Source organism: Gimesia maris (assembly GCF_008298035.1).
Taxonomy (GTDB): Bacteria; Planctomycetota; Planctomycetia; order Planctomycetales; family Planctomycetaceae; genus Gimesia; species Gimesia maris.
This window is the reverse complement of record NZ_CP042910.1, coordinates 4,694,269-4,714,705: the sequence shown is the minus strand read 5'-3', so window position 1 is coordinate 4,714,705 and position 20,437 is coordinate 4,694,269. Positions and strand designations below refer to the sequence as shown.

The 20,437-nt window shown below is 50.3% G+C and carries 17 protein-coding genes; 9 read left to right on the top strand and 8 right to left on the bottom strand.

What is annotated here, in order from left to right; all coding sequences use genetic code 11:
* Positions 1-150: 150 nt before the first annotated feature.
* The 6 genes from GmarT_RS17245 to GmarT_RS17220 all read left to right on the top strand — a co-directional run bounded on the left by GmarT_RS17245 (position 151) and on the right by GmarT_RS17220 (position 6,213).
* A complete protein-coding gene (locus GmarT_RS17245) occupies positions 151-714 on the top strand; it encodes a DJ-1/PfpI family protein (RefSeq protein WP_002645154.1) in 564 nt (187 codons plus the stop codon).
* A 41-nt stretch (positions 715-755) separates the two neighbouring features.
* Positions 756-2,084, top strand: coding sequence for a Gfo/Idh/MocA family protein (locus GmarT_RS17240; RefSeq protein ID WP_002645155.1), 1,329 nt, complete (start codon positions 756-758; stop codon positions 2,082-2,084).
* 61 nt (positions 2,085-2,145) lie between these two features.
* Positions 2,146-2,904 carry a phytanoyl-CoA dioxygenase family protein gene (locus GmarT_RS17235; RefSeq protein ID WP_002645156.1) on the top strand — a complete coding sequence of 253 codons (759 nt, stop codon included), beginning with the start codon at positions 2,146-2,148 and terminating at the stop codon, positions 2,902-2,904.
* A gap of 39 nt (positions 2,905-2,943) precedes the next feature.
* Entirely contained in the window at positions 2,944-3,885 is a 942-nt protein-coding gene (locus GmarT_RS17230; RefSeq protein ID WP_002645157.1) for a sugar phosphate isomerase/epimerase family protein, read from the top strand.
* Between the two features lie 75 nt (positions 3,886-3,960).
* Positions 3,961-4,332, top strand: coding sequence for a hypothetical protein (locus GmarT_RS17225; RefSeq protein ID WP_149303010.1), 372 nt, complete (start codon positions 3,961-3,963; stop codon positions 4,330-4,332).
* A gap of 78 nt (positions 4,333-4,410) precedes the next feature.
* Positions 4,411-6,213 carry an arylsulfatase gene (locus GmarT_RS17220; protein ID WP_002645159.1) on the top strand — a complete coding sequence of 601 codons (1,803 nt, stop codon included), beginning with the start codon at positions 4,411-4,413 and terminating at the stop codon, positions 6,211-6,213.
* A gap of 21 nt (positions 6,214-6,234) precedes the next feature.
* Here the strand turns inward: GmarT_RS17220 and GmarT_RS17215 are convergent, their stop codons facing one another.
* From GmarT_RS17215 to GmarT_RS17200, 4 genes are all read right to left on the bottom strand, one after another.
* Entirely contained in the window at positions 6,235-6,495 is a 261-nt protein-coding gene (locus tag GmarT_RS17215; RefSeq protein ID WP_002645160.1) for a hypothetical protein, read from the bottom strand.
* 229 nt (positions 6,496-6,724) lie between these two features.
* Positions 6,725-7,402, bottom strand: a complete 678-nt coding sequence (locus tag GmarT_RS17210) for a TPM domain-containing protein (RefSeq protein ID WP_002645161.1) — start codon at positions 7,400-7,402, stop codon at positions 6,725-6,727.
* 53 nt (positions 7,403-7,455) lie between these two features.
* Positions 7,456-8,256 carry a TPM domain-containing protein gene (locus tag GmarT_RS17205; protein ID WP_149303008.1) on the bottom strand — a complete coding sequence of 267 codons (801 nt, stop codon included), beginning with the start codon at positions 8,254-8,256 and terminating at the stop codon, positions 7,456-7,458.
* A gap of 52 nt (positions 8,257-8,308) precedes the next feature.
* A complete protein-coding gene (locus tag GmarT_RS17200; RefSeq protein WP_044236926.1) occupies positions 8,309-12,262 on the bottom strand; it encodes an outer membrane protein assembly factor BamB family protein in 3,954 nt (1,317 codons plus the stop codon).
* Positions 12,263-12,603: 341 nt separating this feature from the next.
* On the opposite strand from GmarT_RS17200, the gene GmarT_RS17195 reads away from it, so the two are divergent.
* Both GmarT_RS17195 and GmarT_RS17190 read left to right on the top strand, forming a co-directional pair.
* Positions 12,604-13,929, top strand: coding sequence for a leucine-rich repeat domain-containing protein (locus GmarT_RS17195; protein ID WP_187782303.1), 1,326 nt, complete (start codon positions 12,604-12,606; stop codon positions 13,927-13,929).
* A gap of 16 nt (positions 13,930-13,945) precedes the next feature.
* On the top strand, positions 13,946-14,833 hold the full coding sequence (locus GmarT_RS17190; RefSeq protein ID WP_002645165.1) for a uracil-DNA glycosylase: 888 nt from the start codon (positions 13,946-13,948) through the stop codon (positions 14,831-14,833).
* Between the two features lie 10 nt (positions 14,834-14,843).
* Here GmarT_RS17190 and GmarT_RS17185 read toward each other — a convergent pair whose 3' ends face one another.
* From GmarT_RS17185 to GmarT_RS17175, 3 genes are all read right to left on the bottom strand, one after another.
* Complete coding sequence (locus GmarT_RS17185; protein ID WP_081459418.1) at positions 14,844-15,374, bottom strand: CBS domain-containing protein; 531 nt, start codon at positions 15,372-15,374, stop codon at positions 14,844-14,846.
* A gap of 288 nt (positions 15,375-15,662) precedes the next feature.
* Entirely contained in the window at positions 15,663-16,739 is a 1,077-nt protein-coding gene (locus tag GmarT_RS17180; protein ID WP_002645167.1) for a hypothetical protein, read from the bottom strand.
* Between the two features lie 22 nt (positions 16,740-16,761).
* Positions 16,762-17,406, bottom strand: coding sequence for a TlpA family protein disulfide reductase (locus GmarT_RS17175; protein ID WP_002645168.1), 645 nt, complete (start codon positions 17,404-17,406; stop codon positions 16,762-16,764).
* 175 nt (positions 17,407-17,581) lie between these two features.
* On the opposite strand from GmarT_RS17175, the gene GmarT_RS17170 reads away from it, so the two are divergent.
* The gene (locus tag GmarT_RS17170; protein WP_187782302.1) at positions 17,582-18,799 is read left to right on the top strand and encodes a c-type cytochrome; all 1,218 of its coding nucleotides are present in this window, start codon (positions 17,582-17,584) and stop codon (positions 18,797-18,799) included.
* Between the two features lie 13 nt (positions 18,800-18,812).
* Here GmarT_RS17170 and cls read toward each other — a convergent pair whose 3' ends face one another.
* The gene (gene cls, locus GmarT_RS17165; RefSeq protein WP_002645170.1) at positions 18,813-20,243 is read right to left on the bottom strand and encodes a cardiolipin synthase; all 1,431 of its coding nucleotides are present in this window, start codon (positions 20,241-20,243) and stop codon (positions 18,813-18,815) included.
* Between the last annotated feature and the right edge of the window lie 194 nt (positions 20,244-20,437).

The window sequence follows — 20,437 nt, the reverse complement described above, 5'->3', positions numbered from 1 at the left end:
CCTGAAATCAGAGACTTTCTGCATTTTCAGGTGTTATAATCTACGCAAAACCTGATAATGTTTATGAGATTCCGTAATGACCGGTCTGGATTCCTCAGTAGAATGGAATTCAATTCAATGCTTGAATTTAACGTAGAAGGAATGTTTTGAATGAATAAAGTGTTAATCATCGTTGGTGATGCAACTGAGACTGTCGACACACTTTATCCCTACTATCGACTGATTGAAGGGGGATACGAGCCCGTCGTTGCTGCACCGGAAAAACGATTGTATCAGATGGTCCTCCACGAAGTGAAACCGGGATGGACGATTACCAAGGAGTGGGAAGGCTATACGATTCAGGCAGATATTGCTTTCAAAGATATCAAAGAAGAAGAGTACCTGGGCATCTTTTTCAGTGGCGGCCGTGCTCCTGAGTACATTCGCGATGATGAAGACCTGATCCGCATCACTCAACACTTCTTTGAGATGAATAAACCCATTGCTTCAGTATGTCATGGCGTAGAAATTCCAGCACGCGCCGGTTGCGTGAAAGGGCGTCGTATGGCGACCGTTCCCAAATGCCAGTTTGATCTGGAAGTCTGTGGCGGCATTTTCGTGAATGAAGCCTGTGTGATTGACGGGAACATGGTTAGTGGGCGTACGTATCATGATCATGGTCAATACATCGGCCCCTGGATGAAGATGCTGGATGAGGCACGAAATCAGTACTGATCATTAAATTTGAAATCACTCGATCATCAGAGGAGACTGCGATGACTTCACAAAAACTATCTCGTCGAACGTTTGTTAAAACAGCGGCTGCCGGGCTGCCCCTGGCCTGTCTGGCGCCGGGAGTTTTTGTGAATACGGCTCGTGCTGCAGAAAAGGCCCGCAATCCGAATGAACGGTTGAAAATCGGTTCGATCGGCATGCGGTACCAGGGTTCGGTCATTGCGGACAAAGCCCAGCAGTATGGCGACATCGTGGCGATCGCCGACGTGGACCGGGAAATTGCAGAGAAGGCCCGCAAGCAGTTCGGCGGCAAAGCGACCTTGTTCGAAGATTATCGGGAGATGCTGGAAAAGGCGGACATCGATGTCGTCACGATTGGTGCCCCCGACCACTGGCATACCAAAATGCTGATTGATGCCTGTCGTGCCGGCAAGGATGTCTACTGTGAAAAACCATTAACGTTGACAGTCGATGAAGGAAAAATCATCAACAAGGTCGTTGCTGAGACCAAGGCCGTCGTTCAAGTCGGTACCTGGCAGAGAAGCGATCACCGTTTTCGTCAGGCCGTCGAAATGATCAAGGATGGCCGGATTGGTGATTTGAAGAAAGTAACTGTCACGCTCAGTAAAAACAAAACTGGAGGCCCGTTCAAAACTGAGCCGGTTCCTTCCGTCTTGAACTGGGATCTGTGGCAGGGGCAGACACCCGAAGTCCCCTATATCAAGGAACGCTGTCATTACACGTTCCGCTGGTGGTATGAGTATTCGGGGGGACAGATGACCGACTGGGGCGCCCATCATATTGATATCGCCCAGTGGGGGGCCGGCATGCAGGAAACCGGTCCCGTCGATATCGAAGGAACGGCGACATTCCCGAATGTCGAGAACGGCTATAATGTGGCCCTCGATTATCATCTGAAAGCCCGTTATGCCAATGGCGTGATTCTGGAAGTCAATGATACCGGACGCACCGGAGTCATGTTTGAAGGAGACGAGGGACGCATCTTTGTCAACCGGGGTACGATTGCCGGTAAACCCGTTGAAGATCTGGCAAAGAATCCCTTGCCTCGCGAATCGTTCAATGTTTATGCCCATGATAATCTTTCGCGACCGCCTCGCATGGGCAAACTGGATGCGATTGTGAATCACATGGGGAACTTCTTCGACTGCATCGAGACGCGTGCCACACCGATTTCCAGTGTGCAGAATCAGCATCGCTCGGTGACGGTCTGCCACATTGGGAATATCTCACAGCGTCTGGGACGCAAACTGACCTGGGATCCTCAACAGGAGCAGTTCGTCGGTGATGCCGAAGCCAATACATGGCTCAAACGCGAACAGCGCGCCGGTTATGAGATTAAGGACACATAACGTTCTTTGACTTCTATTGATCGTGATTGCTTAACCATTTCTTTTGAATTCAGGAGAAACGATGACTGTCTCGACCGGGATCATTACCGAAGAACATAAAAGACAGTTTCAGGAAGAGGGTTACTTCATTCTGGAACGGGCTATCTGTGAAGAACATCTGCAGATTGTTCGCGACGCCTGTGATCATCTGATTGATCTGATGCATCAGGAAATGGATCGACTGGGTACCGATCATATTCACATCAGCCATCGGGGTAAACGCTATCATATCGCGAAGAAATATGACCAGGCGCCCCGACTGGAAGAGTACGTATTCAGCGATCTGATGGCAGAGATCTGTCAAGCCACGATCGGGGATACATCGTACCTGTTCTACGATCAATATGTCGTGAAAGCGGCGGAAAAAGGAATCAAGTTTTCCTGGCATCAGGACTCCGGCTACCTTGGGTTCCTGCATCGGCCTTACGTGACCGTCTGGGCCGCCGTCGATGACATGACACTGGAAAACGGGACGGTCGACGTACTGCCTTATTCCACGGTCGGCATTCGTTCGCTGGTGGAACACATTCGCGATCCCGAAACCGGCGACAAAACCGGATACTTCGGCAAAGAACCGGGGGTGACCGCAGTCGTTCCCGCAGGCAGCCTGGCCGTGTTCAGCTCGTTGACGTTTCACCGCAGTGGTGCAAATACGACCGACAAAATGCGGCGGGCCTACGTGACTCAGTATTCTCCCGAGCCGATTATCGATCCCGAAACTCAACAACCCAAACATCTGGTGGTTCCCTTTCTGCAGGATGGGGAAAAGGTCGTTTCTTAAGCAGCAACTGATTTATCAGCAACAGAAAGATTCCGAATCATGAACGCTCAGCTCAGTCGACGCGATTTTAATAAACAGCTTCTGGGAACCGCCTGCTCGGCGGGTTTACTGGGAACGGCACTGGGAGCCGGAACGGAAGCTTCACAGAAGCCTTTCCAACTGAACTATATTGTCGCGTCCTGCATGTATGGCACACTGCCATTAGAAACGATTCTGCAGGAAACTCCCAAAACGGGAGCCGAATATATTGAGATCTGGGCAAAGCGTCACGGTAATCAGCGCGAACAGATTGACGAACTGGGTGTCGAAAAAACAAAGCAACTGCTCGATAAGTATAATGTCAAGCTGGGGAGCTTCACCTGTTTTAAATACGGCCTGTTTAACATGCGGGGCGAAATGGATCTGGTCAGTCAGCTGGGTGGAGACATGGTGATCTGCAACAGCGGTGGCCCCAGAGGATTAAAAGGGGCCGAGCTGAAAGCGGGGATCAAAGCGTTCGCCGAAAAACTCAAACCGCACATCGCTGCTGCCGAAGAAAAAGGGGTGATGATCGGTCTGGAAAATCATGGCGGCGGACTGATCAACGATCCAGACACACAACGCTGGCTGATGGAAATGCTGCCGGCGAAGAATTTCGGTATGGCACTCGCTCCTTATCACCTGGAACAGGACCCCGAAATGATCGGTAAGCTGATTACCGACCTGGATGATCGACTGCTGCACTTCCAGGCCTGGCAGCATGGCATGGGCTGTACCAGAAAACTTCCGAAAGAACAGGAGCTGCTGCAGTTACCCGGACGGGGGGATTTAGACTTCGTGCCTCTGCTGGCGGCGCTGAAGAAGATCAATTACCAGGGACGGACGGAAATCTTCATGCACCCGGTACCGCGCGGCATTCCCATTCAGCCGACAGCAGAACAGGTAACCGCGGAGATTAATCGCTCCCGTGAATATCTGGAAAATTGCCTGAAGCAGGCTTAATTCAGATAAATAAATAAGAGAGAACTGGTGAACAGTTCGATTAGCGAATATGATTTCGATGAGGAGGGACTGCTCATGTCCGAAAATCTGACCATCGAAACCAACAAGCTCGAATATCATAATCGGGGCTTACAGGCCATCGTATTACCTTCATTATACGTGCTCGCTGTCTGGGTCCCAGAGATTTGTTTTGTTCTCTATTCTTTTCTCGTTCGCGGCGTCTCCAGCAATGACCTGATTTATGCATTGTTCATCATGATTACATTTATGGCATCGCCAGACGCAGTCTTGATTCAGTGGGAAGCCTTAATCTTTACGGTCACTTTGTTAGCCGGAATCGTATTCGTCTGGCCTGAGTCCCTTAAGGGAAAAACCTGGTGTGCCGGACTCGTCCTGTTGCTTCATGGTGCTGTTGGCGGCTACTTAATCTATCTGCGAACTCGTTAGAGGATGCGATCTTTTGTTGTGAATCCTCTGTCTGAATAGTGAAACCTTAAGAATGACTCTGCGAAGGTAATCTGACTTATGAACCCGCGACGTATTCTTCTGAGTATGATTCTCCTACTTGTTTCCAGTCTGCTTAGTCTGGACAGCCAGTCGCTTCATGCGAAAGAAAAATCCCGGCAGCCGAATATTATTCTGGTCATGACCGACGATCAGGGGTATTGGGATACGGAGATATCCGGTAACCCCAAGATCAAAACTCCGACGATTAAAAAGCTGGCAGCCGAAGGAGTCACCTTTACGCGGTTCTATGCCAACATGGTTTGTGCGCCGACCCGGGCCGGGTTGATGACGGGCAGGCATTATCTGCGAACCGGTCTGTACAATACCCGCTTTGGCGGAGACACACTCGGTCCGAATGAAACGACGATCGCGCAGGTCCTGCAGAAAGCGGGTTATAAAACGGGACTGTTCGGCAAATGGCATCTGGGGCGTTACGCGCAGTATCAGCCGCAGCGTCGCGGGTTCGACCATTTCTTTGGACATTATCATGGACACATTGAACGCTATACCAACCCGGATCAGGTGGTCGTCAACGGGACTCCCGTGGAGACGCGGGGTTATGTGACCGATCTGTTTACGGATGCCGCCATTGATTTCATCCAGCGAAATCAGCAGCAGCCTTTTTTCTGTTATCTGGCTTACAATGCACCGCATTCTCCGTTTCTGCTCGATACATCCCATTTCGGTCAACCCGAAGGGGACAAACTGATTGAAAAATACCTGGCGAAAGGGCTGCCACTGCGGGAAGCCCGGATCTATGCCATGATAGAACGCATCGATCAGAATCTCAGTCGATTGCTGCAGACCGTACACGATCTGAAGCTGGATCAGGAAACGGTGGTCATCTTCACCAGCGATAATGGTGGTGTGAGTCGGGGCTTCAAAGCCGGACTCAAAGGGAGTAAAGCGAGTGCCTATGAAGGGGGAACCCGCGTCCCGTTTGTTGTCCGCTGGACCGACCATTTCCCGGCGGGAAAAACAACCGATGCCATGGTGGCACAGACCGATCTGTTTCCCACGTTCTGTCAGCTGGCGGGGGTGCCGGTCCCCAGTAATGTGAAGCTGGATGGAGAATCGATCCTGTCATTGATGGAGCAGGGGGGCGGAAAATCACCTCATCAATATTTATATCATACCTGGGACCGTTACACGCCTAACCCGTATCATCGCTGGGCAATTCATGGTCCACGCTTCAAGCTGGTGGGACATGATCCGCAGGGAAAGAAGAAAAAAGAGGGTGAGCCTCAGGGGCAGCTCTATGATCTGCAAGAGGATCCGGGTGAGAAAAAAAATGTGGCTGATCAATACCCGGAGAAGGTCAGTGAATTACGCGGTGAGTTCCTGCGCTGGTTTCAGGATGTGACGGCGGGCCAGGTTTATGAGCCGGCGGCCATTCCCGTAGGAGACGAGCAGGAGCCGGAAGTGGAACTACAACCGAGTTGGGCCCTTTTGAAGGGGGACGATCTGGAGTACTCATTTGACGGCTATGACTGGGATACAATCGACAACTGGAAAACGAATTCCGACACTGCCACCTGGCAGTTGGATGTACAGAAACCAGGCCGCTACGAAGTGGAGTTGAGTTATGGCTATCGGGCAGAGCCTCCGGCACCGGGACAGTTGCAGATAGCCGTGGGGGACCAGAAGCTTGATTATGAACTGCCGATGAGTACGAGCCAGAATGTATTTCTGAAAACGGACGTCGGGACTCTCGACCTCAAACAGGGGAAACAGTTTCTGTCAGTACGGGCAACTCAGCCTGAGGGGGTCAAGGGGCTGCGTCTGAATTCCCTCTGGTTGAAATCACTGGGTCATCCATAAGTAGATATTTCAGGAATCGATTCAGAGCGATTTGCGAATCCGCTGAAAACTAGCCTGGATCTCTTTTCCCACGTTGAACAGGGCATCAGTCACGCTACCGGCAGATTCCTTCATGGCGTCTTTGACGGGCCGATAATCGTCTTTTAATTTATCCAGCCGATCTGTGACTTGCCTCCATTCATCTTTCGCTTCCTGTTTACCCAGATGAATTTTCAAGGCAAGTTCGTCTTTCTGTTGCTCCAGAGCTTCGATCAGTTCATCCATTCGATTGCGATTGGTCATGATGCGGTCCTTTTATTGATTCGATTTTCCCGGTTCACGATTCAGGAATCATTGACAGACAATTAAGAATGATTCTACAGCATTCCTGGTGCAGGCTGTCCGTCCTCACCATTTATTATAGCATTTCTCAATGGGCGCCAACAGTTGGCAATTTGAAAGAATCTCCCGTTATGGCTGTTAAAAGAATTCAACTCAGGAAACCTTGATGGTGATTAACTGACTGCTTGACTCAATCAATCAGAACCAGGGCGTCATGTAGCTCATTCTGATCGTCTGAGGCACGGGGAAGAGGTGTAGAAGCCTGGCTGCCGATTTCCAGGATTATTTCACAGAGTGTGGTCGTTGGGTTTCCAGCATGCAGTCCCGTGGTGAGTTTCCGGCAGATTTGATCGAGGAAAGGTTGTCCGAGTTTATCAATGACGGACTGGTCAGCCAGTGCGACTGCCATATGCTCGAACAGGGAGATGTAGATCAGGATGCCCGTGCCCCCTTCGGTATGGTGAATCCGTTTATCGAAAAAGATTTCCCGGGCACGCGCGGCGACTTCATCCTGCATCTGAAGACGGGGAGTGAAAAGTCGTCTGAGCCAGCCAATCCGACTTCCGGCGATTGCTCCCAGAATGAATGCGAGGGCAAGCAGAATCGCAGCCAGAAACAGTTCAACGATCACGGGCATGCCGCCCCAGTCTCCTGCCTGACCGCCGTTGCGGGGGAAGAAAAACCAGAGACAAAGTGCAGTGATGATGGTCAACCAGAGCCCGACGACATCTTCCGGTCGGTCGTACCTTCCTGAGGATGTTGCGATGACGGGTACGATTTCACAGGATGTCTGCTGTTCCGCATCGACGACGGCCTGCTCCACCTGTTGCTGTTGTTCTTCATTTAAATAGTTAAATGCGCTTTGCATGAATTGAATCTTTTCTTAAGGCTGGAGCATGTATGGGAATGAGTGGTCGGGAATTACCATGAGCCCGTCGCGCCCCCGCCACCGGAGAAACCACCGCCGAAGGAACCACCACCAAAGCCTCCGCCACCACCTCCTCTGTTATTGAGCATCTGGTATAGAATGGTGCCAATGACCGCAAAGACGACTCCCCAGAACAGCCAGGCCCAGCCACTGGAGCCACGACGGATAAGGGAGACGACCGTAAAAATGACCAGACCAGCGGCTACTGCCATAATGACGTAGGTCCAGGGAGAAACCGGTTTAGTGGGCAGTTCCAGTTTTCGTGCCATTTTATCGAGTGCTTCGACCCCTACGAGGATTCCCTGGTCAAACTGCCCCTGTTTGAAATGGGGAATGATGTATTCATCCATGATCTGTCGGCATTGTTCGTCTTCACGACGTCCCCAGCCAGCTCCCAGTTCGATGCGGGCCTTGCGATCATTTTTGGACACGAGCAGCAGGATACCGGTATTCCAGTCCTGATCTCCGAGCTTGGCATGTCCGATCTGCCATTGATTAAAGAGGATCGTGGCGAAGGTCTCAATCCGCATGTCCGCACCGCCGTACTCGGCCATCGAATCGATCGTAACCACAATGATCGGGGTCGCTTTGTCTGTGAGCAGCTTATCGCAAAGCTCTTTGATCTTTTTTGTGGTCGGCTCATCGAGCATGCCGGCGAGATCGCGTACAAATTCCCGATCTCCCGGCGGTTCCAGAGTCAGTTCCAGCGCCTGGACGGAAGACAACCTGCTGAAGCCAGTCAGAATGAGGACCAGACAGAAAACGGCTGATTTGCTGTTAAGGTGATATTTCACATGATCTCGCTTGAAGTATAGAGCGGGCAGAAGAGATGTATCTAAGGCCAGTCTATGAATCTGAGCGAATAATTTCAATTCCACTTAAAGCTGCAGGTGTCTGCCGCGCTGATTCATTTTGCGGAACCAGTTCGAGCTGTAGATTATCTTTAACGGAAACTCCATCGAATTTGAGTGTCTGGGTTGGCTTAGTAGTCTGTGGGTTAAAGTCTTTCTGAACAACTTTTCCCTGCAGTTTGATCTCATACAGTGGTGGTTCCTGCTGATTGTTTAAAGAGACCGGTTCCAGGCCTGAGAAGGAGAGCTCCACCGTATAGTTCGTGGGAGAATCGCTTTTCCCCAGTAGAGGAATCGTACATTTCTTCAGCCCTTTGGCCCAGGATGTATAGACCCAGCCCGGTTCGGCGTTTTTGACAGGATGAGTGATTTCATTGAGGCTCTCATAACCTCCCCCTTCACTGAACTGGGGTTTGATATCAAATTTGAAGTCGAGACCGGTTTCCCGACTTGGCCTGGGTCGGGGATAAGCCATCCAGACTGTCCCATGCGCGTCGCGGCGGTCACCGGGGGCACCCATGTTCAATGCCATATGCTGGACCGGAGTTTTGGGGCCGACAGAACTGAAGATCGTCCAGTGAGTCCGTTCTTCGCGCGGTTCCAGCACAATGGTCGAAGAGATCGAGAACAGACAGACACAGCCTGCAGAGGATTCGGGAATCATTACCAGTCCGTTGGCAGGGATGGCATTGATCCAGCAGCCGGTACGATGGCCGGCGAAGTGCCGGGTGCCGGCGTCTTTTTCGAGGTCGTAGAAGCCTGTGTAGCCGGAACGGAACATCAGCAGATTTTCCGAGGCAGACAGCATGCCGCAATGATGACCTTCCCGCATGATGCTCCAGGGAACTTCCTGTCCGGTCAGGGGGTGTTTGCGTGTATGTTGAATGCCAGTGTAAAGATCGTAGGACCAGGGTTCTGCGATAATTTTATCACCGACAACGATCGGGCGATGACGATAGTTGGCGTCTTTTTTCCAAAGCAGGGCACCATCGCCGGCATTGAGGGCCACCAGGCGTCGGCGGGAAAAGTCACCGGCGATAAACTGTTTCCAGTAATGACCGTTGGCATTGGCTCCACAGAGCAGCAGTACATTGTTCTGGTACAGTAATGTCAGCTTTCCACCGCCGATCCCGATTTCGCTGCAATCTGTCACGTCGACAGGTTTGGACCAGAGTTTCTTACCGGTTTTGATGTCGAGTGCAACTGCCAGCCGCAGATCCTGTTTTTTGAGTCGGTCTTCGGCGATTTCACGTTCTTTGCCAGTCAGTTTTTCCAGATGAGATTTGTCCTGACGCAAAATCTCAGCACGTTGCTCGCTGGTGATCGAACTGTCAATGAAGTAAGCCGCTTCCGGTCCGATGGCGATCGTGTGATGGGCGATGTTTTTGCCCTGATAGCTCCATGCTGGTTTTCCGGTTTTGACATCGATGGCGAATAATGCATCTGTGGAGTCTTCAGTTTTGCGACCGCGGCGCACCTGTCGGGCTTCAAGTTCCTTGCGTGTAGTGGCGGTCCCGAAGATCAGTCCATTCTGGTAGGCGAGATAACCCCATTCATGTTTGCCATCGTTGAGTTTCTCAGGCAGGGGGATTTTGGCGACCGTTTTGCCCGTCGCAGCATCCAGTTGATAGCAGCTTTCTTTCATCATAAAGAACAGACTGTCATCGCTGGCGACCAAATTACCCGGGTTCTGGTTCTGGAACACACCGGTACGAATGGCCTGAGGGTTTTCTCGCTCCCAGAGAAACAGGCCATTGTAGGCATCAAACGCCATAATGGTACTCTCACCCTGAATAAACAGACGGCCGTTAATTGCGAGAGGCCCGACTGCGCCATCATGACGGTTGACCATTTTCTTTTCACCGGGGTCTCCAAACCAGAGTACTCCCAGACCACCTCTCACCAACTGGTCTTTACTACTGGCGGTATTACCCGGATCGCCGTACTGGTGGGACCAGCTGCCTGCACCCGGTAAGGCACCTCGAATCAGTGTGGCGTAACCCTGAAGATCCTTGATTTTTGATGTTTCGGCAAGTCCGGTCTGTTTCAACCAGTCCATATGATTGTTGGAATTCTCTGTCTGTGAATTTGCAGGAACGCCCAGGCAGATGATTCCCCCCAGTGGTTTGACATGTGTGGCGATATCTTTGGGGATTCCCGGGATCTGTCCCGTTTTAAGCAGAGAATCTGAAACGATCAGGTTCGCGAAGTATCGTGAATAGGGGAGTGGAGAAAGTTCGGTCTGATGCACGGTCACGCGATGACCATAATAACCTGCCTGGGTGAGCTTCTGCCGAGCCTGTTCCACTTTTGCTGGATCTGGTTCGATACAGTAGATTTTCAGATTACTGTTGCGGGCCAGTTCATAGGCGAGTCGGCCTTCTTCACCACCCAGTACCAGACAAAACCCATCTTTAATATTTGTGTGTGCTAAAATATCTTTAGCTGCCTGTTGATAGACAGGGGTCAGCTCATCTGCAGGGTAGGGTGAGGTCGCTGTCAGGGGGGTGATTTGTGAAGCGGGTTGATGAGGCTTCGAACTGCCATAGCCGATGACTTCGCCAGCTGAAGTGCTGACCACCAGTTGCCCCTCAGAAACTGCCAGCCCACGTGCATGTCCTTTGACTTTTAAAGTCTCGCGAAGTTTTCCCGTGGCTTCGTCGAGAATCAGAACCTGACCTACGCCACCCGCAATGACTTTATCACCGGCTACAATCAGTGAATCGCGGGCAGGGGCTGCGATCTCCCAGATGACACCTGCTTTCGCATACGCTTTATTTTCTTCCTTTAAGGTTTTGATTTCAGCACGTGCCTCTTCTGCTTTTTTCCCTTTGAGGCTACGGAGTTTTCTAAGTAGCCCGTTCATGGTCATGTCATTATTGTGAGCTTTCTGCGATCCCACAGCGTGCTCACCCCGGTTGACTTTCAGAATCGAAGATCCCGTGGCAAGGTAAGCGAACTCTCCCTGAACCGCCATCTGCTGTCCAGTGATCCAGGCAAAACCGATGTCGCCTTCATCCTGTGTTAATGCCAGAATATGGTGGGCCCCCATGGAATAGATCTGGCCATCCGCGAGCAAAGCCTGAGTTCCTCCCACGACTCCGCCGGCAGTACTTCTCCAGCTGTAAGACCGTTTGTGTTCTTCCTCGCCGGTTTTTTTATTGAAGGCAGCCGGCAGTGAGCGCCCTGAAGGGAAAAACAGGAACTCGTCATTGGCCAGAATGTATCCCTGGGGAGAAAGTTCATTTCGACCCGCTGAGGTCTGACTGAGGTTATCGATTTTCCAGATAACATTTCCGGTTTTTGCATCAACGGCGTACAGATAGATATTTTCGTGTGGAAAGATGCCGGCACCAAAATAGGCGATCCCCTCATCGACCAGGACATTCGTCCTGACAGGCCAGCGCGAGACCATTTCCCCGCGGGCAATAATCATTTCCTCGTTCAGCCCGGCCCGCAGCTTCCAGACTTCTTTTCCCGTGCTGGCGTCCAGGCAGTACACAAATCCATCATCGGAACCGAAATAGACCCGAGATTGACTGACAGTCGGAGAGAGTCGAATGGGGCCGCCAGTAAAATAAGACCAGAGTTCCTTGCCTGACTTCAGATCGACACAGCGCATCAGATGATCGACGGAGGAGCCGAAGTAAGCACGTCCGTCTGCAATGGCGACCTGAAAGGCATCATCAAAATCAACGCGTGCTTCCAGATCGTGTCCTTCCATCACACGCTCGCCCGGATTGGTCTGGCCCATCTTTGGTGGGCTGGGAGCGACATATTTCCAGACGGGAGCCAATGGAAGAGAAATCGAGTCTGTTGTGGCTCCCGCACGTTCGCGCCCCGCGAGATAGGTATTCCAGTCTTTCGCTTGAATTCCCTGAGGAAGAAACGCGAATAGGGAGGTCAGACAGAAAAGCAGAAGGGCGGAAGAGGCGAGGCGATGTTTCACTTCAAGATCCTTGAATGGCTGGCGGCGATCGAACTTACCGGGGAGGTAAACGGAACAAAATTCCAAGTCAACATATCGAAGTCTGTTTATACTATTGAGTATAGCCTGTTTGGTCTCGGAATCGCAAGTAGTTACAGAAAACTGAGTCATTGAATTGCAATGTTTCGGTCTGGGCTCTATTTTGGGGATCATTGTTAGCATCTTAAGAGGGTTCGGTGAATCTTTGATGTCAGGCAGAATTTCGTTTAGAAAGCTGGTCGGCATTTAGAGCCCGTGAATATAGAATGCGTCTGGAAAACTCACGGAACAGAGACAGTTCGAGCAGTACAAAGGATATCAGGATGAAGACAAGAGTATTTCTTTCTCTGGCAGGATTATGTCTGTTAACAGGATGTCCCAGTGCTAGTACTCCCCCTGCTGATCCAGAGAAAGCCGCTACTTCTGCGAAAAGTGATCCCGCTCCAGAAGCTGCGACACAAAAGCCTGCCGTTGAGCCAGACTCACCAGAAGCAGTCAAAGCATTCAAGGACCTGGATGCCAAACTGGGAATGTCTGATGATGGTCGCGTTCTGATTCTGGATCTGAAGGGGACGAATGCGCAGGATGCAGATCTGAAGCATCTGGCAGGTCTGCCTTCCCTGGAACGGTTGATACTCTGGGGACCAAATTTCACAGATGTCTCGACAGAAGAAATTGGCAAAAAAAATAAACTGTGGTTTCTGAGCCTCGAGAGTACTGCGATCGGAGATGAAGGAGTAAAAAATCTGTCGGACCTGCAAGGCCTGCAGGTGCTCTCGCTTCGTGCTACCAACATTACCAATGACGCTTTGAAAGTGGTTGCCGCGTTTCCAGAACTCAAAGATCTGGATCTGCGCTTTAATAAAGAGATTAACGATGAGGGAATGCCTCATATTAAAGGGATGAAGAACCTGAAAGTACTCAAAGTGCAGGCGACTCAGGTAACGGATGAGGGAATGAAGGATATTGCCGCACTTCCGAATCTGCAGCGTTTGAATACCTGGGGAAGAAATATTTCTGATGAAACTCTGGAGTTGCTGAAGGATAAAAATCTGGTATCACTGGAACTGGATGATACGGAAATCTCAGACGAAGGGATGAAGTATCTGAAAGACATGACAAATATGGAGTCGTTGCATCTGCGGCGGGATTTTGTCGGCAATCCGGGGATTGAAAATATTCAGAATATGAAAAAACTCCAGACACTTCATCTGCGGGATACCGTGGTTACCGATGAAGGGATGAAGTATCTTTCCGGGTTGACCGATCTGACGTACCTGGACCTGGATGAGTCGATGATTGGTGATCAAGGACTGGAACAGATCAAGGACCTGAAGAAACTGACCCGGCTTGGCTTGTGGGGGACAGAAACGACAGATCAAGGTTTAAAGGTCATTTCCGGGTTTACGGAACTGAATCGTCTGAACCTGGAAGGAACTCCGATCACCGATGCAGGTTTGAAGCAGCTGCTGCCGCTCAAGAAGCTGGAGTATCTGAATTTGAGTAAAACAGAGATTTCAGATGAAGGTTTGAAGACACTCGCAGCTTTGAAAAACCTGAAAGAACTGCAGTTGAGCTTTACTCAGGTTACCGATGACGGTGTCAAACAATTCGAAGCTGCGGTACCCGGCTGTAAGGTAAAGCGTTAAAGGCTGGTAAAGACTGATGAATCAGGATGCAAAAACACGCTCGCAGCGCGCAGTCCGGCAGTTGCTGGAAAGCTGGCAGCGATCTGGAGTGACGTATTTAAGGCAGATGGAACCTCTTCCTGAGTTACCTGCTGAAACAACGTCCCCTGTGGAAGCTCCCCAAGAAAAACCTGTTCAAACTGTCGCTCCCACTACTCCATTACCCCGGCAATCAATCGTACCGCCGCCTCAACCAACTGAAACTTCAGAGGAGCCGACCCTGGAGTCGGAACAGGCTCGAAAGGAAATGAGTGTGCCTCGAACGACCAAATCGAAAATGAACAAAGGTGATCGCCAGGCTGAACTGGATATCCTTGCTACTCAAGTATCCAAGTGCACCAGGTGTCCGGAACTGGCCGAGACGCGAACACAGACCGTGTTTGGGGTAGGAAATCCCCGGGCAAAAATCATGTTCATCGGGGAAGCACCGGGTGCGGATGAGGATAAACAGGGGGAACCGTTCGTAGGGCGGGCAGGGAAGCTGCTGGACAAAATCATCGAAGCGTGTCAGATGAAACGCAGCGATATCTACATCGCGAATATTCTGCGGTGTCGTCCGCCGGGAAATCGGAATCCTACCGATCTGGAAGCTTCTAACTGTCGCGGATATCTGGACGCGCAAATTGAGATTGTAGACCCGGATTACATCGTCTGCTGGGGCTCTGTGGCGGCGAAAAACTTATTACACTCGGATCTTCCCATTGGAAAAATGCGGGGTGATTTCTACGAATACGGGCGGGCCAAAGTGGTGTGTACTTATCACCCCTCCTATCTGTTGCGAAATCCTTCCGCGAAGAAGAATGTCTGGGAGGATATGATTTACCTGTTTGCCGATATGGGTATTAATTTAAAAGCCCAGGTCTGATCAATCGGAATTATTTAACGGGGCTGTTATTCAGCTGCAGTCGGTTGACTGGTGTACTATAACGAGGTAAATGCGGCGGGTTGATAGTGGAGGAGGCAGAGTGGGTGATCTCTTTGTCTGAACTGGCTGGCTTTGATGTCTGCTCCTGATCATCAATCGCATCGAGTGTCAGCATCGCGCGAAACAGATCGCGGCAGGTTAATTTTCCCACCAGCTGACCGTTGTCGGTGACGGCCATACAGCTGTTACGCCGATCTCGAAACAGAGAGGCAAGTTGCAAGGCGTCATCTTCCGGCGAAAGCGATTCAATCTGAACATACATCAGGGAATCAATGGGGGCTTCGAGGTGATAATGTGTCAGCCGGTATTTGAGAAGATCGTATTCGGGAACCACTCCGACCAGTCTTCGTAGCTCGTCTACCACATAAATTTCTGAAGCTTCTGCCTGGACCATTTGTTCTGCGGCTGCCTGAAGCGTAGTTCCCAGGCAAACACTGACCGGATTAACGGTCATCAAATCGCGAACTCGTACCCGCATCATGACTCCCCTGATCTTTTTTTGTATTGTTCGAACTGAACAATAACGAATCACCAAAGAGACGGATGAACCACTTTTATCTAACAGGAAGATAAAAGAACTGGCCCGCTGGAGAACTCAGTTTCGGATAAAGTAATAAGGTAATCCACTCATGAGTCTCTACTGAAAGAATAAGTTGCCCGCAGACAACATGATGCCTTTTTTCAACAGAAACTTATGAAAATGTGAGTATTCAAATTGCAGGATTGCTGGTCATGCAGATTGTAACGGTTGCATTTTCTCTACATGCTACTACGTATTGTTCACGGTCGAGGCAGCAATAGAATCTACGGGAATCTTCCTGAAATGAAGAATTTCTTCTGCGACTTGAGCGACCACCTTCGGCCCCGTCGTGGCTTCAATATGTCCCAGCGCATGGTGGGTCAGTTTTGTGTTCCATTGCTCTGCCAGTGCCTCTATTCGGAATGAAGGAACAAACCGGTCATAATTGGCTACATGCAGATGAATGGCAGAGCCAGGCAGTCGCGGTTTCCAGAGGGGGACTCGCAACGGCTGACAAATCTGTTCGAGCTGCTGTTCGCTGAAGTCGGACTCTCGAATACCGCGGCGAATGGCATTGACTACTGTTCCTCCTTCATCAAGAATGTGAAAGAGGTCTACGGGAGGCGTGATCGCCATCACGAACTGGAGCTGCTCGATTAAGAGTGACGCTGTCAATGTCAACCAGGCACCATGGCTGATTCCCATCAGGCCGATCTGATGTCCCTGTGATTGCAGATGCAGAATCAGGCTCCAGAGGTCCAGGAGGCCCTGTCGCGCTACAAACAGTTGATGATCCAGATTACCGCCTGCAATCAGCTGACCGGGACGGTATCCAGGTGGGGTCCTTCGATAGTTAAAGGGGCTGTCCAGCATGACAACGTCAATTCCGTATGGCGTCAACCGTTGCGCGAGACTGTTAAAGCTGCGTACGCCCAGTTGAACAATACCGTCAATCGCCACGACTGTGCAACGGGTTTCTGAATTCGTGACAGTTGACGGGATCGTAGATTTCCAGTGTCGCCCTTTCACCAGATCGTTTTCCGGAAAACCAGTCTGGATCGGGCTCTGAAACTGAAAGTCCTTTACCTCTGCCGCTGCAAATCGTGTCTCCGAAGCAGGGTAAAGATCTGACTGATAATCCAGATTTGCCGGGTCAGGAACCGGTGAAAAGAAGGAATGCAGATCGCCGCTGAACAGGCCTGGAGTCTCTTGCCCTGCATCCGAAATGATCAGGGGCTGTTTTTTATGATAGAAAAACCAGTGCAGCAGATAAAAGCCTGTGATTTCATCCAGACAGGTCGACCAGAGTTTGCGTATCATGGGCATCACTTAACCTGTTGAACCTGTACTATTCTGGTTTCTGTTTCAGAGCTTCCTGAATGGCGGTCTCTATATCTTCCTGGGTAAATAGTTTGTCCGGGTCCGCGAAGGAAAACTTCTTGATCAGCTTGCCGGTGCGGTCATAAATCCGGTAATGAGGCAGGGCACCACCATCTATACCAAATGTGTCCATGGGATCCTGGTCATCGGCAGCGGTCGCAAGCACATTCGTGAATTGGGCATCTTCTTTTTCCAGAAACTTGAGAACTGCCTGCTGAGTTTCTTCGTCCGACTCATCCATGGAAACGGAAATCACACTGAGCCCCTGATCGGCATACTTCTGATTCCATTCAACGGTGTGATGAAAGTTCTTGATGCAGGGGACACACCAGGTCGCCCAGAAATCAACCAGGACGACTTTTCCATTCTGCTTTGCGAGAATTTCCTTGAAACCTTCCGCATCGCTTAAGGTCAGGGTGATTTCAACCGTTTTTTCGGGCTTAATATCTGCTGAATTATTCTCAGATTGTGCCGCTGGCTCTGCTTCAGGTTGGGACGTCTCTGTTGATGTATTTGAAGAACAACCCCAGCAGATGATTCCGAGGATCAGCACGCTGAGTGTGTGAGAACCGATTCTGGTGATATGTTGATAAATGGACTTGCTGTCTACCATGATTCGTCCCTGAAATAATAAAGGATTGTTGATTTACCTGAGTTAATTTTAAACAAAAACCAGATATGAACATAGTGTGAAGGCGGTGAACTTCTGTAAGATTATTATTCCGCTACGATTTCCATTCTTCAGACGAAAGCAGGCATTTCTGATGGGCAGCCTCAAGAAAAAAATATTGATCAGAATACTTGTCTTTGGACTGGTATGCACCGGGATCGATAATATCAGCCGCGCTAAAACTCCCGCGATCAATTTTAAAATTGATCGCCTGGAAGACACCATGCTGCAGGAAGTCGCAGAGGGTGACTTTCGGATCATGGTGGCAGGTGCGCCACTGGATCGGTTAACAGGAGCCGAGTTTACCGCGCTGCGCGAACAGGAATTAAAACTGCAAAATAAAAAAAACAGGGATGCGGAATCGAAACGCAAACTGAATGCCTTATTGATTGCGATGGCGCGAATCGCTGATGAGCCCACGCTGATCTATCTGCATGAGCTGTTTGAATCTTATCCGGAGCGGAGAAATGATGTCGCAGAAGCGATCAGCTGGTATGCTAAAGAAAACCAGCGACGTGATGCCGACTGGCGGATTCTGGTTCGATCGTTGAATATCATTGAGGGAGATCAGGCGAAAACCGTCATGCGTGCTCTGACACGTTTTCGTCGTCGTTCGAATAAAGCGCAATGGATCCGACAGGCGATACTGGTCGGGCTGGAACAGGATCTCGCGGGACAACAGATCGCTGATAGACTGCTGACACATTGGACGGGGCAGGAATTCAAACCGGAAAGCGATTCAGCAAACTCGATCATGCAGCAGTGGCAGGACTGGTTTGCATCGAAATATCCTGACGAGCTTCCCGCGGAACTGCCGGTCGAAGTTGCCGATAGTCGCTGGAAGTACAAAGGGCTTCTGGCAGAACTGCAACAGCAGACTAAAGACACGCTTGATTTAAAACTCGGAGCACAGGCATACGTCAAGGCGACTTGTGTCAAATGCCATCGCTTTGGAGAGCAGGGAGAAAAGGTCGGTCCTGATTTGACTTATGTCAGTCGACGGTTTCAGCAGAAAGAAGTACTGCAGGCCACCCTGTTTCCTTCCCATTTCGTATCGGAAGAGTATCCGACTTTTACAATTGTGACTGATGCCGGTAAGACGTTCACCGGAATGATGGGAGCAGCGGGACCAGATGAAATCATGCTGTTGACGGAGGCCGGCAAGCGGCAGATGATCAAAAAACAGGAGGTCGATGAAATCATACCGGTCAAAAAATCTGCGATGCCGGATGGCTTGCTGAATCTGCTGTCGAAAGCAGAAGCGATTCAACTTATCAGGTATCTGGGGACGTTGCCTGAAGGGGCTTCAGACAAATATCGTCATAAACTCCCTTAGGCTATCGAGCTCATCACATGACAGGCGCGAATAATCGACACAGATTTTGCAGCAAGATTGTGGGTTTGCTCCGTTTGTCCCAGTCTGTGTGTGTGATCTTGATCGCGGTCAGAAAATCCTGTTCAATGGATTCTCTGAGACGCTGAGCGAATTTACGATCATACAGCGCCAGGCCGACTTCAAAGTTCAGGATTAAGCTTCTGAAGTCAAAGTTGGGGGTGCCGACCAGCGACCAGCTGTCGTCTATCGTTAAAGTTTTCGAATGCAGGATCCCTTTGGTGTATTCGAAAATTTCGACATCGGCATCCAGCAGTGAGTCATAGTACGAGCGACCTGCGTGAACCGTTGCCGGATTGGCTGACTTACTGGACAGCAGGAGTCTAACATGCACGCCACGACGTGCTGCCGACTCCAGTGCGGTGGTCAGAGATTCGGGGGGAACAAAATAGGATGTCGTCAGGACAATACTGTGTCGTGCTTCGTTGATGGCTGCAAACATCAGTGTTAAAAAGACATCGGCATTCTTTTCCGGCCCTGAAAGCAGGGTCTGGGCAGTAATCGTTCCCGTCGGGTCCGGGTGTGGATAATATTTCTGCTGAGTCAAAGCTTCGCCCGTTGCAAAAAACCAGTCTTCAGCAAACACCTGTTGAAGTTGTAGCGTTTCCGGTCCCTCAATTTTCAGATGTGTATCTCGCCAGAATCCCAGGTCCTGATTTAATCCCAGGTATTCATCACCGATATTCATACCGCCGGTGAAAGCCATTTTGCCATCGACAATGACAATTTTACGGTGGTTTCTGAGGTTGATGGACCAGCGCTCGCGAATGGAGGCACCAGGCAGGAACGGGGCGATCTGGATGCCCGCTTCCCGCATTGGTTTAAAAAAATGTTTACCTAATCCGAATGATCCCAGGCCGTCATACAGAAAACGGACTTCCACTCCCGCGCGGGCTTTTTCAATCAGCAGATCGCGGAGCAGTGTCCCGGACTGATCGGGCTGCCAGATATAATATTCCAGGTGTAACGAGTGCTCGGCATTCAAAATCGCCTGTTTGATCAAACCCAGAGTACGATTTGTATCGGTTAACAATTCCACATGATTACCGAATGTGGGAACGGTATGACCGATATTTTGAGCCAGACGCATCAGATTCTGGTTCAGAGGGAGATAGTCTTCACTGGAGAGCAGTTGGTTCTGGACAATCTGCGGAAGTTTGGGAGCAAGAGACTGATTTGCCTTTTCTTTGGAGAGAGAGCGTCTTTGCACTCGATTGATACCGAAGAACAGGTATGTGATTCCTCCGAGTCCCGGCAGAAGAATAATAGTCAAAATCCACGAGACGGTAGAAATCGGATGACGGTTCTTTTTTAAAAGGATGCTCGGAATTAAAGCCAGGGTAATCAGGTAGCCACAGAGCGATAGGGCTGCTGTAATCCAATCCATGAATCTGTCTCTTTGGCGCTATACAACGGAATTCAGAATAAGTCGGCTGCGGTTGAAGTCGGATTATGGAGTAATCTGCCTGTTTCTCATACCTCGTTCCCATGCAGTTCATTTAAAATTATGAGAATTCCGGGAACCGAACGCAAATCTGTCTCGTCAAACAGACGTAACGTATTATGATCCCGTCTGACATT

What these genes read in the sequence shown, in the direction of transcription:
- GmarT_RS17245 (WP_002645154.1), top strand. Translation starts at nt 151, where the DNA reads ATGAATAAAGTGTTAATCATCGTTGGTGATGCAACTGAGACTGTCGAC.
- GmarT_RS17240 (WP_002645155.1), top strand. Translation starts at nt 756, where the DNA reads ATGACTTCACAAAAACTATCTCGTCGAACGTTTGTTAAAACAGCGGCT.
- GmarT_RS17235 (WP_002645156.1), top strand. Translation starts at nt 2,146, where the DNA reads ATGACTGTCTCGACCGGGATCATTACCGAAGAACATAAAAGACAGTTT.
- GmarT_RS17230 (WP_002645157.1), top strand. Translation starts at nt 2,944, where the DNA reads ATGAACGCTCAGCTCAGTCGACGCGATTTTAATAAACAGCTTCTGGGA.
- GmarT_RS17225 (WP_149303010.1), top strand. Translation starts at nt 3,961, where the DNA reads ATGTCCGAAAATCTGACCATCGAAACCAACAAGCTCGAATATCATAAT.
- GmarT_RS17220 (WP_002645159.1), top strand. Translation starts at nt 4,411, where the DNA reads ATGAACCCGCGACGTATTCTTCTGAGTATGATTCTCCTACTTGTTTCC.
- GmarT_RS17215 (WP_002645160.1), bottom strand. Translation starts at nt 6,495, where the DNA reads ATGACCAATCGCAATCGAATGGATGAACTGATCGAAGCTCTGGAGCAA.
- GmarT_RS17210 (WP_002645161.1), bottom strand. Translation starts at nt 7,402, where the DNA reads ATGCAAAGCGCATTTAACTATTTAAATGAAGAACAACAGCAACAGGTG.
- GmarT_RS17195 (WP_187782303.1), top strand. Translation starts at nt 12,604, where the DNA reads ATGAAGACAAGAGTATTTCTTTCTCTGGCAGGATTATGTCTGTTAACA.
- GmarT_RS17190 (WP_002645165.1), top strand. Translation starts at nt 13,946, where the DNA reads ATGAATCAGGATGCAAAAACACGCTCGCAGCGCGCAGTCCGGCAGTTG.
- GmarT_RS17185 (WP_081459418.1), bottom strand. Translation starts at nt 15,374, where the DNA reads ATGATGCGGGTACGAGTTCGCGATTTGATGACCGTTAATCCGGTCAGT.
- GmarT_RS17180 (WP_002645167.1), bottom strand. Translation starts at nt 16,739, where the DNA reads ATGCCCATGATACGCAAACTCTGGTCGACCTGTCTGGATGAAATCACA.
- GmarT_RS17175 (WP_002645168.1), bottom strand. Translation starts at nt 17,406, where the DNA reads ATGGTAGACAGCAAGTCCATTTATCAACATATCACCAGAATCGGTTCT.
- cls (WP_002645170.1), bottom strand. Translation starts at nt 20,243, where the DNA reads ATGGATTGGATTACAGCAGCCCTATCGCTCTGTGGCTACCTGATTACC.